12 protein-coding genes are annotated in these 16,293 nt (G+C 49.2%); all 12 read right to left on the bottom strand.

Going from position 1 to position 16,293, the window contains the following annotated elements:
- Positions 1-32 precede the first annotated feature (32 nt).
- The 12 genes from AB1757_10720 to asnB all read right to left on the bottom strand — a co-directional run bounded on the left by AB1757_10720 (position 33) and on the right by asnB (position 16,284).
- Complete coding sequence (locus tag AB1757_10720; protein ID MEW6127497.1) at positions 33-1,451, bottom strand: DUF362 domain-containing protein; 1,419 nt, start codon at positions 1,449-1,451, stop codon at positions 33-35.
- On the bottom strand, positions 1,448-2,833 hold the full coding sequence (locus AB1757_10725) for a hypothetical protein (protein ID MEW6127498.1): 1,386 nt from the start codon (positions 2,831-2,833) through the stop codon (positions 1,448-1,450). Before AB1757_10725 ends, AB1757_10720 begins: the two co-directional genes overlap by 4 nt.
- A 65-nt stretch (positions 2,834-2,898) precedes the next feature.
- Positions 2,899-4,824: a hypothetical protein gene (locus tag AB1757_10730; GenBank protein ID MEW6127499.1), complete on the bottom strand. Its 1,926-nt coding sequence runs from the start codon at positions 4,822-4,824 to the stop codon at positions 2,899-2,901.
- Entirely contained in the window at positions 4,818-6,356 is a 1,539-nt protein-coding gene (locus tag AB1757_10735; protein MEW6127500.1) for an oligosaccharide flippase family protein, read from the bottom strand. Before AB1757_10735 ends, AB1757_10730 begins: the two co-directional genes overlap by 7 nt.
- 50 nt (positions 6,357-6,406) lie before the next feature.
- Positions 6,407-7,432, bottom strand: a complete 1,026-nt coding sequence (locus AB1757_10740) for a glycosyltransferase family 2 protein (protein ID MEW6127501.1) — start codon at positions 7,430-7,432, stop codon at positions 6,407-6,409.
- 29 nt (positions 7,433-7,461) lie between these two features.
- Positions 7,462-9,147: a hypothetical protein gene (locus AB1757_10745; GenBank protein ID MEW6127502.1), complete on the bottom strand. Its 1,686-nt coding sequence runs from the start codon at positions 9,145-9,147 to the stop codon at positions 7,462-7,464.
- A 39-nt stretch (positions 9,148-9,186) separates the two neighbouring features.
- Positions 9,187-9,999 (bottom strand): FkbM family methyltransferase, encoded by an 813-nt coding sequence (locus AB1757_10750; GenBank protein ID MEW6127503.1) that lies wholly within the window; start codon positions 9,997-9,999, stop codon positions 9,187-9,189.
- 107 nt (positions 10,000-10,106) lie between these two features.
- Positions 10,107-11,420 (bottom strand): UDP-glucose/GDP-mannose dehydrogenase family protein, encoded by a 1,314-nt coding sequence (locus tag AB1757_10755; GenBank protein MEW6127504.1) that lies wholly within the window; start codon positions 11,418-11,420, stop codon positions 10,107-10,109.
- A 48-nt stretch (positions 11,421-11,468) separates the two neighbouring features.
- Entirely contained in the window at positions 11,469-12,689 is a 1,221-nt protein-coding gene (locus AB1757_10760) for a glycosyltransferase (GenBank protein MEW6127505.1), read from the bottom strand.
- Between the two features lie 49 nt (positions 12,690-12,738).
- Positions 12,739-13,431 carry a methyltransferase domain-containing protein gene (locus AB1757_10765; GenBank protein MEW6127506.1) on the bottom strand — a complete coding sequence of 231 codons (693 nt, stop codon included), beginning with the start codon at positions 13,429-13,431 and terminating at the stop codon, positions 12,739-12,741.
- A complete protein-coding gene (locus AB1757_10770) occupies positions 13,428-14,240 on the bottom strand; it encodes an XrtA system polysaccharide deacetylase (protein ID MEW6127507.1) in 813 nt (270 codons plus the stop codon). Before AB1757_10770 ends, AB1757_10765 begins: the two co-directional genes overlap by 4 nt.
- 58 nt (positions 14,241-14,298) lie before the next feature.
- On the bottom strand, positions 14,299-16,284 hold the full coding sequence (asnB, locus tag AB1757_10775; GenBank protein MEW6127508.1) for an asparagine synthase (glutamine-hydrolyzing): 1,986 nt from the start codon (positions 16,282-16,284) through the stop codon (positions 14,299-14,301).
- Positions 16,285-16,293: the final 9 nt, after the last annotated feature.

The following is a 16,293-nucleotide window of genomic DNA, read 5'->3' on the forward strand; positions in this document are numbered from 1 at the left end:
TTGCAAGCCGCGCTGGTCAACTTGCCGAACATTCATCCGCCAGGTGGTTTGAAAAGCGCAGCATCGCGCCAACCTGAAGGATAAATGATTGATTCAATCAAGGGATTCAATTGGCAAATCGCTTCCGGTTTTACCGCTTCGCCATCAATCAGCAAATTCACCGCATCCTGAGTGAAACTAACAACCGGCCAGGGAAAGATGCCAAACGCCTCTCGCACAACCGGAAGGCGTTGCGGGTCATAGCCCAACAACTGCGCGCCGACGAAATCCATCGCCGCGCCATTGCTGCTCGCAAAAATCATTGCAAGCGGTAACGATTTCGGCGCAAGCGGGCCATCACCTTGACCTGCAACAATCGCATCGGCAATGTGCAACACCTTGCGCATCGGTTCATCTGCAAGTCTGCCACTCACATCGCCGTATAACAGAATGCGATTGAGGTCTAGACAGGTTCGCCATATCGTATCATTGCCCGACCACGAACCTTCGACGCCGATTTTATCTCCGGTCAGTTGTAAAACCCGCGTCAAATTTTTTGCAACCCCATTCCAGATTTTCGTCGTCGCTTCCGACGCTGCCATATTTTGCCGGTCGAGCGTATATTCGAGCAGCCGCTTGGTCACGTCCGCGCCCGGATAACAATCGCCTGAATTTTGCGAACCGCCAACCCGATGATGGGGCAGATACTCTTTATTGCCATTGATGCCAATCAGATTTTTCAACGCACAGGTAATCCCGGCTTTTTTGTGGGTTTTCAATTTCGGAAGATTAATGACCACATCGGCTTCCATCACATCTCTGGCGACCAGATATTGATGACGCCCCGGCGCATGCGTCTTTGCCATCAATCGCGGGTCATAGCAGGTTACGCGAAAATGATTGTCGGGATTGCTCACCGGTTCAAGCAGACTTTCGCTGCCGAGGTCGAATAACACGAATTCATCCACAGCAATTTTATTTTCATCGGCAAAGCGCACACCATCCTGCATAACACAGGTGGTGCGCCGAAAATCCTTGATGCCTTTAAAGCGTGGCTCAACTTTTATCAACTCGTCAGCCCATTGGTTCAGCCCTGTGACCCGCAAAAGCTCAGCAAAATCGCACCGTTGAACCGGCGCATCACCGACGAGAATTTCTGCGGCTTGGGTTTGCCGGACGATTTCAACTACCACGCGAATGAGCGAGGGATGAGTAATCATCGGCTCCATGCCATCCGCGCCTTCGTTTTCGTGCAACACGAAATTGGGTTTGATTAACACCCGCGCGCCCTCTGGAATTACTTGCCCCAGTAAATTGCGCGAATCAGTTGACCATCCAAGCGCCTTGCAGATTTGGCTTAACGCGAGGTCTAAATCGTCATCCGTTTCACAGACGGTTTTATACGCCGCCGAAGGCAAGCGACTGAGGGCAATGCGCGGGTCAGTCAATGATGAGTTTGCACATTGATTCATGAGGCAATCTGCTCCAAAGGTTTAACGTGGCTGATGACCGGACGAAATTTATTGGCTTTGGTGCGTTCGATGTGATCGACCACGACAATATCAATCGGTAATCCTTCAAGATTTAAACCAAGCGTAGATTGAATACGGCTTGAAATAGCTTCATTAAATTCGCGTTTCGGAACGATGCTGAGGTGAATGGAATAGTCGGCTTGTTGCACCAGTTGATATTCCTGAACCGCCGCGTCTTTCATCATATGAGGAATTTGCGAACCGGAAATCCAACGCCCGCTGCGAAGCCAGATGCGGTCGGTCTCTCGCCCGATGATTTCATTTAAAGTGAAACTCGGATTTCCCGGCGCACTCGCAACCGGGAAGTGCCCCAGGTCGCCGATGCGATAGCGAATCATCGGCATACCGTCAGCGTGCAGTTTGGTAATCAGAATCGAACTCACCGTTTCAGTTGATTCCGGCTCAATTAACAGATTTGCCCAGTCAAGCGCGAAACTTGTGGATTGTTGAGGATTGAGCTGATATCCGATATAGCCTACATCGCGGCTGCCATAACGTTCGTGAACCGGGCGACGAAAGACGGATTCAATGATGGCGCGATGATGCGGCAATAATTTTTCCGCGCCGGTTACAAATCCGATTTCAGGATAGTTGGGCTTGAGGTGGTGTTCAGCAACCCACTCGGCTAGTGCGCCAAGCGGCGCTGCATAAGCGATGATCAGTTCCGGTTGCCAGCGTTGAAATTCAAGGTGATATTTTTCCAGGGTGTCTTGTGCCAAGCGAAAACAATCGAACCAGCGTTGATGATTGAGAAACGCAATGAACCGGTCACGCAGGCTATCGCGTTTTACAGGGTCGAGGTGATGTCCCCAGAGTAGCGCCGTGCGGGTTCCCGCCGGTGCGCCAATTTGTTCCTGAAAACGCTCGCCGGCGCTTTCTCGCCATCCTTGCTCTTCCGCTCCCAGCCATATCTCAACCGGCTTTCCGGTTGAACCGCCGGTGGAATCGTGCAGAAGTTTTTCTTTCGGTATGGCTTTCGACAAGATGGTTTTTCCGGCTTGAAAGAGGTCATCTTTCTCAAGCGCGGGAAGCCTTGCGAAATCTGCAAAACTGAAATCCGTGAACGGGTCGAATCCGATATGGTCGAAGCGTTCACGATAAAAATCGGTTTCCCGGTAAGCCCGGCGCAGCGAAAAATGCAAACGACGCAAAATCCATTCACGCTTTTGCTCGGTGCTCCAATGCGTTGTGGTTCGGCGAAACTCCATGCCTGCGTAAAAGGCAAGCATCACCGGACGCCTCGCAGACTTTCTGAAATTTCGCGCCCGTTGCAAGGGAAAATAGAGGCGTCGAGAGATAAACCGATGGGTTGACCTTGCCATACTTCTCATAAGCTTTAACTGCCTTGAATTTGCTCAATAGTTAGCCAATGGACTGGCTCCGGTAATTATTGATTGACCTGCAATGCGGCTTTCAATTGATTCATATCGCAACCAACATCTTTGCCATCGGTGCCGCGACCTTTAAGCGGACTTAACGGGACAAGCTCATAGTTGCCATTGGCTGCGTCAACGAAGCCGATTTCATCCATCGTTTGAAAAAAGAAATTCAACTCAGGATACAGCGATGAATTTCCACCAATAAACGCATTGCCTTTAAATTTCTTCCCCGGTAGATATTTATTCAAGGTGCTTTTGCCCGTGCCTGTGCCATCACCGATAATGCCATACTCATTATGTTGAAAGATGTTGTTCAAAAATTTAACCCCATCGCTTGGCTGCCCATAGGCGTTGATGGTATTGCCGCTTTGCAAAACCGTGTTGTGCATGACGGTAATGCTGACGACATCGGTGATGATGAGAAAGACGCCGTTGCCGCCGCCCCATTGTTTGCCATTTATATCTTCAAACAGGTTGTTCACAATCTTGATATTTCTGGCTTTTTCACTGGGCTTGAGATAATCCTGACCGAGAATGTTGATTGCGCCAGCCGTGTGACGAACAATGTTACTGGTAAACGTGACATCTTCAACGATAGACCAGGGAGCGGTGCCATCCTGATTGCGAACCGTGAACAAAATGGCAACCCCGCTTTGCGCATCAACCCAGTTATTCTCGAAAAGATTGCCCTCAATCAACACCCGCCGGGCATTCTTCAATTCAAATATATTTTTCACAGACCAGCGGGTTGCCTGAGTTGGCGGGGTTGCGCGTGTGCCTTCGATTGTGCCGGTATCGATAAACGGACAAATGCCATCGGTTGTCGAACAGGTCAAAGCATCCATTTCAAAATAGACCCAGTTTCTTTCCGTTACTGTCGGGTCATCGGTAGTTCGATAAATGCGATAAGCCGTCGCCCGCTCGACCGGTTGCCACGATAACTGAATCAAATTGTCACCGGTTTGCGGCGTCACGCTGATTTCATCTGAGGCAGCAGACGTAGCGGTTGCACTATAGCCTGCACGGGTGCGCGCCGTGACCCGGTAGTAATAAGTCGTATAGCCGTTCAAGGCTCCGCTTGAAGGCAGACTTTGCGCTGTAAGATGGACTGGTTTGGCGAGAATGCCTGCTTTCCAATGCAGTGGTTTCGCTAAATGATTGCGGCGAAATTCAATATCAGAGGGAACCAGGTTGACTATTTTCGGGTCTGCGCCACCGAATAAAACATTTTCACCTGCGCCTTCCAGATAGTTGTTGATAATCGTAAACGGGCCTGTGCCATTCCACGAAGCAATCGCCTGCGTGTCAAAGCCTATGCCGTGACAATCGGAAATATAGGAATTGATGATTGTCGTGGTGGCGCTGTTGAGCGCCACGCCGCGCGCTACATCGGCAAGCGCATTGCCATGAATATAACAACGGTCAAGCGTGAGGTGATGCGGCAGGGCATCAATTGTTGTCTCATCGCCGCCCCCGAATTTCACAATGCCATAATTGAGCATAACGTCCGGCGCAATCGTGAATTCAATGCCGATGAAACGGAAATGATGGGTGTCGTTTACGGTTCTCAGCGCCGCTTCGCTATTGGGGCTGACGAGTTTTGCGAGTTTATTGCTGAATGTCGGGTCAATACGCGAACCGGCAGGTGGCAACTGTTCGTCCGGCGCTGAAGTGCGAATGGTAATCACACTCCGATTGTTGCTTTCAACTTTCGGAAGAATGAAATTTCCGCTAAAGGTCGCACCGGCTTCGAGCAGAATGGTATCACCGGGACTTGCCTGATTTAATACGGATTGCAAATCTTCGCCCGCGCGAACCAGGTGAGTTGAATCAACTGGTGAAAATGAATGAGTGAACGAAGCCATTGCCGGCAGAGTTGCCAGTAAAATAAAAAGCGCGACCCATAAAGATTGGCTTACAGGTTTTTTTACCATGCTGATTCCTTCGATAAATTGGTTGATTGATTGCCAGAACTTCGGCGTAAACGCAATGCCTGGCGGCGTAACCATTCCCATTCGTCGGCAGTGAGGATGCCTGACAGGAGAAAAGCAGACAGATAGCTTACAGAAAAAATGATTGCCATTACAACCAATCTTAAAAATGGTCGGATATCGAGTAAAAAATATGGTAAGACAAACGTGATGATAGCGGCGGCAGCGGCGCTCAACGCGACCTTTTTTATATCTTTTAATAAATAGTTGTCGCTTCGTCGGACGCCGATGACCTTGCCCATTTTCACGGCTGTCCAGATGCGCTCAAGCACGCTGAAGAAAACCACCACCGAGATAATCGCGATTAATCCGAAATAACGGGTCGCTGCCCATAAAGCCAAAATCATGAAACCAATCAAAACCAGGCGGAGTTTCAACAGGTAATAGCGTTGTTCGGCATAGGCGCGAAGCACCGGGTCAAGCACCAGAATGCTCACCGGCAACATGGTTAAATTGATGGCAAAAATCGACCAGCTTGCCAGGTATTGGTCAGTGAAAAGAACGATAATGAAATCGCGTCCGGCAACCATTAAAAAGCCATAAAGCGGAAAATAGACCATCGCCAGTTTGCGCATCACCTGTGCCATCAGTTCAATGATTTGCTGTCTTGCATCTTGCTTTTGTAAAACACTGATGCGACCAATCATGACCGAGCAGACCGATTCGCTGAGAATGCCGACGAGCGGCAATTGAAAACAACCGATAGCATAAATCGCAAAGGTCGCGGCGTCGTAGGTGTAGGCTGCGAAGTAATTGTGCAAATCACTTTGCAGGGAATAGAGCAGCCCCGCGAAACCGAGCGGCAGGGCATAGGATAACTGCCGGCGCAAAACTTTGTGGTCAAACTTTTGCCAATAACCGGGGAATCGTCTGTGTAGATAAACTAACAGCATCAGCAACTGCAAAATGCCTTGAATGATGGCGGCAATCATTAAAGCTTTAACGGATGCGAATGCGACCGCTGCAATCACCAGCAGCGCGGTTCTCACAAATTGTGATGAAACAACGAAAGCGAAAGCGAGGCGCGGTTCCTGTTTGGCAACCGCAAGCATTTCGGGAAGCGGCGTCATCACCCAAAACACAATAATCATGCCAACCAGTGCGCCATAATCAAAAAATTCGGGGCTGTGCAAAATAACCGCAAGCATTGATGGAAATGCCATAAATGCCACCCCCATCATTAAGCCGATAACCGTGTAAAAAATTAAAATGTTGAAAACCACAGCACCCTGCTTTTCGGGTTCACGCGGCAGAAAATAATAGGCGCTCATACCGAAACCGAGCGGCAATAAAGTGATGGCGGTGCCGACCACCAGAAATACCTGTTTGTAGACACCGAATTCGTGTGGGCTGAGCCGCCGCACAAGCATCAAGGGCAAGATAAAATTCAAGATAAACGCGGCGATTTTGGCGACCATAAACCAGGTAGCGCGGGCGGTCAGCGAAGAATGGGATTGTTCAGTTTGTGATTCCATGCGTTGAACTACAGCTTATTGATGGGCGTTACTTTTGGCGGGTGGTTGTTTTACCCGCAGGTTTCCGTTTTTCCGCTATTGAAATTTGCCTGTAAGCGGTTGCGAAAAAGGTATGCCGATAATAATGAATGGGGCGCAAGGTTAAGCCAGAGCAAGACCAGTCGGAGTTTCCATCGCCGGTAATATTGATTGGCAAAACGTATGGCTTCGGCTGCGCCTTGAAAATCTTTTTTTAATAGCTGATGTTTGCCGCGTTCCAGTTCCATAGCGGCTGTGAGTTGCAATCGGGTAGCGTTCAACAGCAACTCTTCTCGCTCACTCAATGAACCGATTTGCTGAATATTTTCAAGCACCTGAAGTGCGCCCTCGAAGGCTTTAAGCGAATTGGCTGAAAGGCTGTCGCCATGTTTGCGATGGTTAATCAATTTCTTTTTTTGAAATCCCATGCGGGTGCCTCGTTGCGCCAGCCTCAACCAGAGGTCGTAATCTTCCGCAGGGATGATTTGGGTATGCGTTTCATCAAACAATCCCGCATCCATTATCGGTTGTTTTCGCGCCACCACCGTGGAAGTCAGCACCGTACAGCGCGCCGCCAACAGACTTTCAAAATTCACTTCACCCTGTGAAGGAACCAATTCCATAAAACTGTAGCCCGCTAACGGCGAATGTCCGAATAGATGCGCATCGCAATAAACAAAATCAAACTCTCCGGTCTCCATAAAATTCAATTGTTCCTGCAAATGTTCCGGCAGAAAAATATCATCGGAATCAAGAAGCGCAATGAACCTGCCTCGCGCCTTGCGTATGCCGGCATTGCGTGCCGATGCCGGGCCACCATTGGCTTTTTTGAGGTAAATGATTTTTCCGGCAAAAGGTCTCAGCACCTGTTCGAGGGCTTCGGTATCGGGTGAGCCATCGTTCACTACAATAATTTCAAATGACTTGAAAGTTTGATTGAGCACCGATTCAATGGTTTCGGTGATGTGCTGCGCGGCGTTGTATGCCGGAATAATGACGCTGATGAGCGGTGTGGCATCGGTTGATTTTGGCTTTTGCAAACGCTTTGAGTCAAGCATCCGTTACCCTCCGTGAATAAGCATTCGAGTTACAGTTTCGGCTCAATCATGCCGATGTCTTTGGCGAGTTGATTGAGGTCGCAGCCAATATCTTTGCCATCGGTTCCGGCATTTTTAAATTGACTGGTGGTAGGCAAATTAAAATTTTTTTCGGCTTTTTCGAGGTCGTCCAGGTTAGCCGGGAAAAAATTATCCGCCGGATAAAGCGATGCGCGCCCGCCCGCTAATACATTGCGTTTAAAGGTCGGCTTGGAAAAATATTTGGCAATCGTCGGATTGCCCGGACCTACGCCATCACCGATTACCCCATATTCATTGTGCGGCAGAAAATTGTTGGTGAAGACAAATCCTTCGTTGGCTCTGCCGTGACCGGTGATGATGTTGCCGCGATGCACGACGGTGTTGTGATCGACCGAGACCTGGCGGGTATCGCTGATTTGCAGAAAGACGCCGTTGCCGCCCCATTGTTTTCCGCCGACATCGTAAATCAGGTTGTTATAAATTTTGATGCGTTGAACCTGTTGACTCTCGTTATTGTTATCGCGACCGAGAATATTGATAGCGGCTGCTACGTGCCTCAATATGTTATTGGAAAATGTCACATCTTCAACGATAGACCAGGGAGCGGTGCCATCCTGATTGCGAACCGTGAACAAAATGGCAACCCCGCTTTGCGCATCAACCCAGTTATTCTCGAAAAGATTGCCCTCAATCAACACCCGCCGGGCATTCTTCAATTCAAATATATTTTTGATAGACCAAGGCTCACCTGCATAAATGGCTTCGTTCTTTTTCCACGCCAACGGTTTGAAACAGTGATTGCGGCGAAACTCAATATCGGAAGGCACGAGGTTAGCGATTTTCGGGTCAGCGCCGCCGAACATAACATTCTCGCCCGCCCCTTCCAGATAGTTGTTGACGATTTTAAATGGTCCCGGCCCATTCCAACCGCAAATTGCCTGTGAATCCGCGCCTTTTTCATGGCAATCCGAAATATGTGAATCAATGACGCTGGTGTGCGCACTGTTAAGCGCGATGCCGCGTCTCAGATTGGCGGTGGCGCTGCCGTGTAGGTAACAACGGTCGATGATTAAATCGTGCGCAACCTCTGCCATAGAGGTTTGCGCGCCTGAACCCAGTTGCAGCAAATCATAAGTCACAGGGGTGGTCGCGGTGACCGAAAATTCAATACCGATAAACCGATAGTGGTGCGCGCCCGCAGCGGTTTTGATAACCGGGTCAGCGTTGGTGGTGATGAGCTTAGGTAAAAAATTTACATACTTGGGTGTGATGCGGGTTCCCTGTGCGGGAAGTTGTGCATCGCTTGCCGTCGAGCGAATGATTATCCACTCGTTGCCCGATTTTTTCGGCAAGGTGAAATTTCCTAAATAGGTCGCTCCGGCTTCAAGCAGGATTACATCGCCGGGTTTTGCCTGATCGAGCGCGGTCTGAAAATTCCTTGCCCCGTCCGCGCCTGCCGCGACTTTGATTTTGCGACCTGCGGTTGTCGGTAAAGTCGTATCAAGAATCGTCGCCGGTAATTGCGGCGCTGTGGTTGAGACTGGCGAAGTTGATTGAGTGGGTTGGCGGCTTGCGGTAACAGTAGCCGGATTTGCCGAATCGCTATCGAACTCGCCGCTTTGGTTGGGGTTTGCGGCGCACGACACCAGGCAGATAAAAAGGTAAATGGCTAGTAATGGTTTTAATAAATTCACCACTGTTTCTCCGTCTCTCAATCGGTTTATTCATACCGCTCAGGCAATTTCATTGGGCACACAATAGAGATGTCCTTCACGCGCATATTCGGCATTCAATTGATTCACCCGTGAACCGGATTCGATGTGCAGCATCTGGTAGTTCAATTTTTCCAACAGCCCAACGACCTGTTGAATGTTCAGGGTTTTTTCCTGTAAATCCGCTCCATGAATTTCGATGAATAATCGCGGGCGAAATTGCAAAAGGGTGGCTTGCATGCCAAGCAATGCCGGGTATTCCATCCCTTCAATATCAAGCTTGATAAAATTTGGCGCGGGCAACCTGCTGCGTGCGATTTCATCATCAAGGGAATTGACTTCGATTTCACCAACGATGGCGCTCGCTTCACTGACAATTTGATTGGCGATGGAATGTGTCGCCGTTCCTCTTGCCGGTTCGTTTGCCGGAAAAGTGAATGTCAGTGTTTCTCGCTGACTGCCGATGCCGATATTCAATACGCGAACATTTGTAAATTGATTCAAACTGACATTGCGTTGAATGCGACGGAAACTTTGAGGATTCGGTTCAAAGGTAATGATCTGTCCGTTTTCGCCTGCGCGATGCGCGAAAAAAAGTGTGAATAATCCCTGGTCGCCGCCTATGTCATAGATGGTCAACTCGTGCCAATCAAGATTTGCCAGGAAGGTTTCTTCGGCATCCCATTCGTGTGATCGCGGGACAAAGGTGGGAAGCCAGCCCATTCCGCCCTGCCGTTTCAATCCGCGAGCCGGGCCGTGTTTGGTTTTATAAACCAATTGGTCAATCAACGGGTTACGATTGAGGCGGGCAACGATACTTCGACTAAGTGACACGATGATTACTCCATTTTCGTTAGGGATTGGGAATCTGTTTAAGAAAATTATGCAAGCCCCGGAAGGGCGCAACTCAATAGGCAAACGCGATACGATGAGTAAGTTTTTCACCAGCACATCCCTTGATAACTTTTGCGCGCGTCTTGAACTTCCAATAGCCTGACCAGATCGATAACCACCCGCCCGTTATTTAATTTGTCAGCGAGAATGCGAAATTCATCCTCTTTTTTGCCAATGATGATGACTTCCGATTGCTCGATGACTTCATTGAGGTTCGATTGCATCACCGACGAAATATGGGGAATTTCTCGTTCGATATATTGTTTGTTGGCTCCGAAAATGCGCGCCAACTCAACATCTCTGTCATAAATCGCGAGTTTCAGCCCTTTGCCAATCAAGCGTTCGATTAACGTGACCATCGGGCTTTCGCGCAGATCATCGGTTCCCGATTTAAAACTCAGACCCAGCACGCCGACATTTTTACGACCGGTTTGCAGCACCATATCAACGGCGCGCTCAATCTGTTGGCGATTGCTCGTCAAAATCGCATCCAGCATGGGCATCTCAACATCCAGTTCTTTGGCTTTGTGAGTGATGGCGTGAAGGTCTTTCGGTAAACACGAACCCCCAAAAGCAAATCCCGGTTTGAGGTAGTAAGGCGAAAGATTGAGTTTGGTATCCTGACAAAACACTTCCATCACCTGATGGCTGTCAACCCCAAGCCCTTTGCAGAGATTACCGATTTCGTTGGCGAAGGTGACTTTCAAGGCGTGAAAACAATTGCAGGCATACTTGACCATTTCAGCCTCTTTGATGCCGATGGTTAGAAGCGGCGCATCAATGCCCGCATAGAGCCTGCGCAAAATGCCTGCGGCATCATCATCGTCGGTGCCGATTAAAGTAAATGGGGGATTGTGGAAGTCGTGAATCGAAGTTCCTTCGCGTAAGAATTCCGGGTTGACGGCAACGCCGAAATCACGTCCGGCGCGTTTGCCTGAAAAGACTTCAAGCGTCGGAATCACAGTTTCGTGAATCGTACCCGGAAGCATCGTCGAGCGCAGAGCGATGGTATGATAACGAGATTTTGATTCCAGAGCAGTGCCGATTTGCTGACAGACACGCTTGATATAGGTGAGGTCAAGGCTGCCGTTGTGATTGGCAGGGGTTCCGACACAGACGAGCGAAATATCCGAATTTTGAATGGCGTCGGTTATATCCTTGGTGGCGCGCAAGCGATTTTCCCGAACATTTTTTTTAATCAAGGCTTCGATGCCCTGTTCAACAATCGGGCTTCTGCCTTCATTGATGATGTCAACTTTCAAGGGATTGGCATCCACACCGATAACTTCGTGACCTTTATCGGCAAAACAGGCTGCCGAGACACAACCAACATAACCCAACCCAAAAATACTTAAACGCATTTACTTCACAACTCCTTGCGTATAGGGGAGCATATTAAAATGAACTAGCTAAGCAGCAAGCGAACGTTTCTGCACGCCTTCGCACACTTGACCGAATGCCGCTGCCACGCGCTGCCAGCCGAATCGCTCGCAGACAATATTTCTGGCTTGTGTGCCGAGGCGTTCAGCTAACGCTGCATCTTTTAAAACCGTCACCACCGATTCAGCGAATTTCTGCGGTTCATCGGCGATGATAATTTCTTCGCGGTTGCGAACCGCCAAGCCTTCCGCGCCGATGGTCGTTGAGATGACCGGTTTTGCCATCGCCATCGCTTCATAAATTTTCAAACGTGTTCCGCCGCCCACGCGAATCGGCACCACATAAGCCGCCGCGTTGTTAATATACGGGCGCACATCATCAACCCGACCCGTGACTGTGACTTGCGAGTTAGTCTCGGCAATAGTTTTTAATCGCTTCGTCGGATTGCGCCCGACAACCGTTAAATGCACGTCGGGAATTTGTGCAGATATTTGCGGCAGAATATCGTTTACGAAATAGATAATGGCATCTTCGTTGGGCATCCAATCCATTGAACCGGTAAACACCAGTTCGTTGGCTTGCGGTTTTGCATCAAGCGGATTGAAATAGTCTGTATCGACGCCGGTTGGAATATCAAAAACTCGTTCAATGCCAAACTCTTTACGCATTAAATCGCGGTCAACATCGGAAACCGCAACCACGGCGTCGAATTGTTGACAGACCTGCTTTTCGTAACCGCGCATTTTGCGCCACTGATTGAAAAAGAAAGCCTTCTTGATTTTATTATTGGCGTTTTGATAATGCCGCGCCCAGATGACCGCTTCGACGTTGTGTTGAAACAGCACCGTCGGCACCTGAATTGATTCAGGCATATTGATGCTTGGGGTGAGGAAATCACAAACCACAACATCGAAATGATGGCGGTTTAATTCTTCTTCGACGACCTGGCGCATCAACTCTGAACGGTATTTTTGAATCGCATATGGTAAAGGCGAACCGAGATTCAATCCGAGTTCATAATAAAATGCCGGACTGAATTTCGGTTTCGCCGCGTGCGGAATGGCAGCAAGTCTGTGGCAATACTCACCTGCCAAATCAAATGCTTCGGGTGAATCGCTGACCGGGTCGCAAAGCGTCACATAGGTAATGAAATGCTGTCGCCTGAGATGTTTGAGCATTTGATAGGTGCGAATCTTTCCCCCTTTATCCACCGGGTGAAGCAATTCGGTTTTTAGCCATAATATTTTCATGCCGTCCTGCTCCCGTTTGAATCATTCATCAAAACGCAATTTTCGCTGTTTATTTCCCGCCAGGTTTTCTGTCCGAATAGGCGACAACACAGTGGAGTTTGCCAACCCGGGAGATTTTGAAGTCAACAAATCCCGCTGCTTTTAATAAACCCCCAATCGTCGATTTTGTGTAAAAGAACACCGGGCAATCGCGCATCGCCAGCCGCGCTTTACGAATCGGCGCGCGCCACGTCCATCGTCTCGGAAATGACAAAATGGCGCGGTCTGTGGTCAACTGACGCATTTTGATTAAGACCGGAAGCGGGTCGCTGATGTAATCGAAAAGTCCTATACCAATCGATACATCGAATTTGGATTCGGATTCATATTCAAGCAAATCCGAATGAATGAACTGGCAACGACTGGCGACCCCTTCGCGGCTGGCGCTTTGTCGGCAAATCGCCAGCATATTTTCAGCAATGTCGAGTCCGGTTACCGCAGCCGCGCCGCGACGGATGAAGTCGAGGCTATAGACGCCGCTGCCGCAGCCGACATCGAGAAACCTTCTTCCGCTAATCGGTTCCGCGTTTTCCATCGTGAACACAAAACGTTCATACATATCTTTGCGAAAGACGCGATCCAGATATTGCGCGAATTTCGATTTCTGATGCGAATAAATGCTGTGGAAATCGTTGACTTCACGATTCCAATAATTTCGCTGGATTATTAATTCATGGTGATGCGTAACCATCTCATTGCTCATAGTCCTAGTACCTCTCTGATCGTGGTGAATTTAAAATCGCTGAGCAGCGCATTAAGCCGCTTTTCGGTTTTGTGAAGATTGTGGTAGTGACGAAATTTCTTAACGAAGGGGATGCTCAACCTCGGTTGCTGGTCGTCAATTTCCCAGGGGTGCAGATAAAACACCGCGGGTCGCCCCTGTTCATTACATTTCGTCAAACAGTATTTGGTGTATGCGTAAGGAAACAATCGAAAGTAGCCGCCGCCGCTAAACGGAAAGCGTTTACCGAACATTTCCAGACAACTGAGCGGGAATTCCGAAAGCCGTTCGCTCACTTTGTGGGGGCCTAAAGGGGTTTCCGGTAGTCCATAGTCAGGATGAAAGCCCACAGGAAAAATCGACGAGTCGTAATGGAAATTGTATTTTTCGAGAATCCGAAATGCCCATTGTTTGGTCTTTTCAACGACGGTAAATGAAGGCGCGCGAAAGCCTCTCACCGGTTGTTGGACGCCGCAATCTTCGAGAGCCTGCAATGCCTGCACCAAATCATCTTCAAATTCGCGCGGCGTGACTTCGGTGAGTAACAAATGGTTGTGACCGTGAACCGCGATGTCGTGACCGCGCGCTTCGATGTCGCGAACCAGTTCCGGCAGTCGTTCGGCAATCCATCCGAGAACGAAAAAGGTGGCGCGAGTTTGATGTTTATCAAAGAGTTTCAGAATGCGTCGGGTGCTTTCATAAACTCTGAGTTCACAGGTGTCCCAATCTTTCGGTTTAATCAGATGGCTCAGGTTATGCACACAAAACCAATCTTCCAGATCAATAGACATTGCGTTTTTCATTGCAACACCGTTTACAGCCATTGGTCACCTCCAGAAAATTCAAACTTCATCTACCTATTCCCGGCGGGCTTGCGCTTTTTGCCTGGTTGAAAATTGAAACCGGCAGGTCATCGAGTTCAATGGATTGGTTCTGATATTCGCCGTCAAAAAATTGCCGTTGCCAGATTTCAAAATTGATGAGCATCCACAAGCGTTCGTCATGCCGCTCTCCGTCAAGATGTCGGTTCACCAGCGCCTTCACATAATCTCTATTGAAAATGCCGCGCGCGATTGCCCGCTCACCGGTCACATATTCATCCAGGATATGGGTGAACGAATGGCGTAACCAACTTCCAACAGGAACCGGAAAGCCCATTTTCCTGCGACTCAAAATCGCTTTGGGTAAACGCCCACGCATCGCTTCGCGCAAAATGTATTTTGTGGTGCGCCCACGCAGTTTCATATTGACCGGCAGCCGCGCCGCAAATTCGACAAGTTTGTGGTCGAGGAAGGGAACCCGACTTTCGATGGATGCCGCCATACTCATCTGATCCTGCTTCATCAAGAGTTCCTGCAAGTAAGTTTTCATATCGATTGCCAGCAATTTATCGAGCAGAGTTTCGGCGTCCGAGTGTTTGCCATAATCCAGCGAATCCCGGTAAGGGTTGTATTCGGTCATTCGTTCAATCGTTTGACTGGTAAACAACGATGATTGTTGATGGCGCGAAAACACCGAAAAATTATCGAAATAGATTTCTTCCAGGTCAGGCGCAAGACATAAAAACGTGCGTGTCAGTTTTTGTTTGACCGGCGACGTGTTGGGTAATTGTTTAATCGCTTGATGGATTTGTCGTTTGATTGATTGCGGCACGCGCTGATGATAATTGCGTCCCAGTTTCAGGTTATAAATGGTGTTGCGGTATTTGCCGTAACCGGCCAGGAGTTCATCGCTGCCTTCGCCGGTTAAAACCACTTTGACCTGTTCCGAGGCAAGTTTCGATACGAAATAGAGCGGCAAGCTCGATGGATGAGCAATCGGCTCATCTTCCTGATAAATCAGGGTTGGCAGGGCATCGAAAAATTGTTGCGGATGGACGATGATTTCGTGATGGTCGGTTTTAAAGGTTCGCGCAATCAAGCGCGCGTATTCGAGTTCATTGGCTTCACGTTCCGCAAAGGCGACCGAAAAAGTCTTGATCGGTTCCGTGACCGACCGGCTCATCACTTCGACGATGGCGCTTGAATCAATGCCGCCGGAAAGAAATGCGCCAAGCGGCACATCTGCCATTAACCGCAGGCGCACCGCTTCTTCAAACAATTCGTTGAATTGAGCGAGGTAGATTTTTTCGCTCAACCGTTCAGGGGTTTTCGCAAAACTGACATTCCAGTAAGGTTCAATATCGATGCCGCCGTTTTGCCAGCTTAAAGTGTGACCGGGAAGCAAGCGTTTAATTCCGCTAAACAGCGTTTCTTCGCCCGATGGCGAACGATTGGCGGCAAAATCCGCGAGCACTGCGTAGTTTAATGCCGGACGAGTGGCACGCGCTTCGAGCAAAGCCTTGATTTCCGAAGCGAAATACAAGGTTCCATCATTTCGTAAATGATAATAGAGCGGCTTGATGCCGAGGCGGTCGCGCGCAAGCAACAGGGTTTTCCGATTGCTGTCCCAGATGGCGAAAGCAAACATGCCGCGAAGTTCTTCAACCAGGTGTCTGCCACGCTCTTCGTAGAGGTGAACGAGGGTTTCGCTATCGCTGGAAGTGGCATAGTGATGTCCGCGTTTAATCAAGCCTTTGCGCACCTCCCGGTGATTATAGATTTCTCCGTTGTAAGACAAGAAAATCGTTCTGTCTTCATTGGTCATCGGTTGTTTGCCGCCGCTGAGGTCAACGATGGACAAACGGCGATGACCGAGTCCGATGTTGCCATCAAGATACAGTCCGGCTTCATCCGGGCCGCGATGCGTGAGGCTGTCACGCATGCGAACCAGAAGGTTTTCGTTTATTTGCCTGCCCGAATGTTCAGTCGCGACAATGCCACAAATTCCACACATAATTTAGCG

Source organism: Acidobacteriota bacterium, assembly GCA_040754075.1.
GTDB lineage: Bacteria > Acidobacteriota > Blastocatellia > UBA7656 > UBA7656 > JBFMDH01.

Bases quoted from the DNA above. Each gene is read 5' to 3' on its own strand.
- AB1757_10720 (MEW6127497.1), bottom strand. From the start codon at position 1,451: ATGAATCAATGTGCAAACTCATCATTGACTGACCCGCGCATTGCCCTC.
- AB1757_10725 (MEW6127498.1), bottom strand. From the start codon at position 2,833: ATGGCAAGGTCAACCCATCGGTTTATCTCTCGACGCCTCTATTTTCCC.
- AB1757_10730 (MEW6127499.1), bottom strand. From the start codon at position 4,824: ATGGTAAAAAAACCTGTAAGCCAATCTTTATGGGTCGCGCTTTTTATT.
- AB1757_10735 (MEW6127500.1), bottom strand. From the start codon at position 6,356: ATGGAATCACAAACTGAACAATCCCATTCTTCGCTGACCGCCCGCGCT.
- AB1757_10740 (MEW6127501.1), bottom strand. From the start codon at position 7,432: ATGCTTGACTCAAAGCGTTTGCAAAAGCCAAAATCAACCGATGCCACA.
- AB1757_10755 (MEW6127504.1), bottom strand. From the start codon at position 11,420: ATGCGTTTAAGTATTTTTGGGTTGGGTTATGTTGGTTGTGTCTCGGCA.
- AB1757_10760 (MEW6127505.1), bottom strand. From the start codon at position 12,689: ATGAAAATATTATGGCTAAAAACCGAATTGCTTCACCCGGTGGATAAA.
- AB1757_10765 (MEW6127506.1), bottom strand. From the start codon at position 13,431: ATGAGCAATGAGATGGTTACGCATCACCATGAATTAATAATCCAGCGA.
- AB1757_10770 (MEW6127507.1), bottom strand. From the start codon at position 14,240: ATGTCTATTGATCTGGAAGATTGGTTTTGTGTGCATAACCTGAGCCAT.
- asnB (MEW6127508.1), bottom strand. From the start codon at position 16,284: ATGTGTGGAATTTGTGGCATTGTCGCGACTGAACATTCGGGCAGGCAA.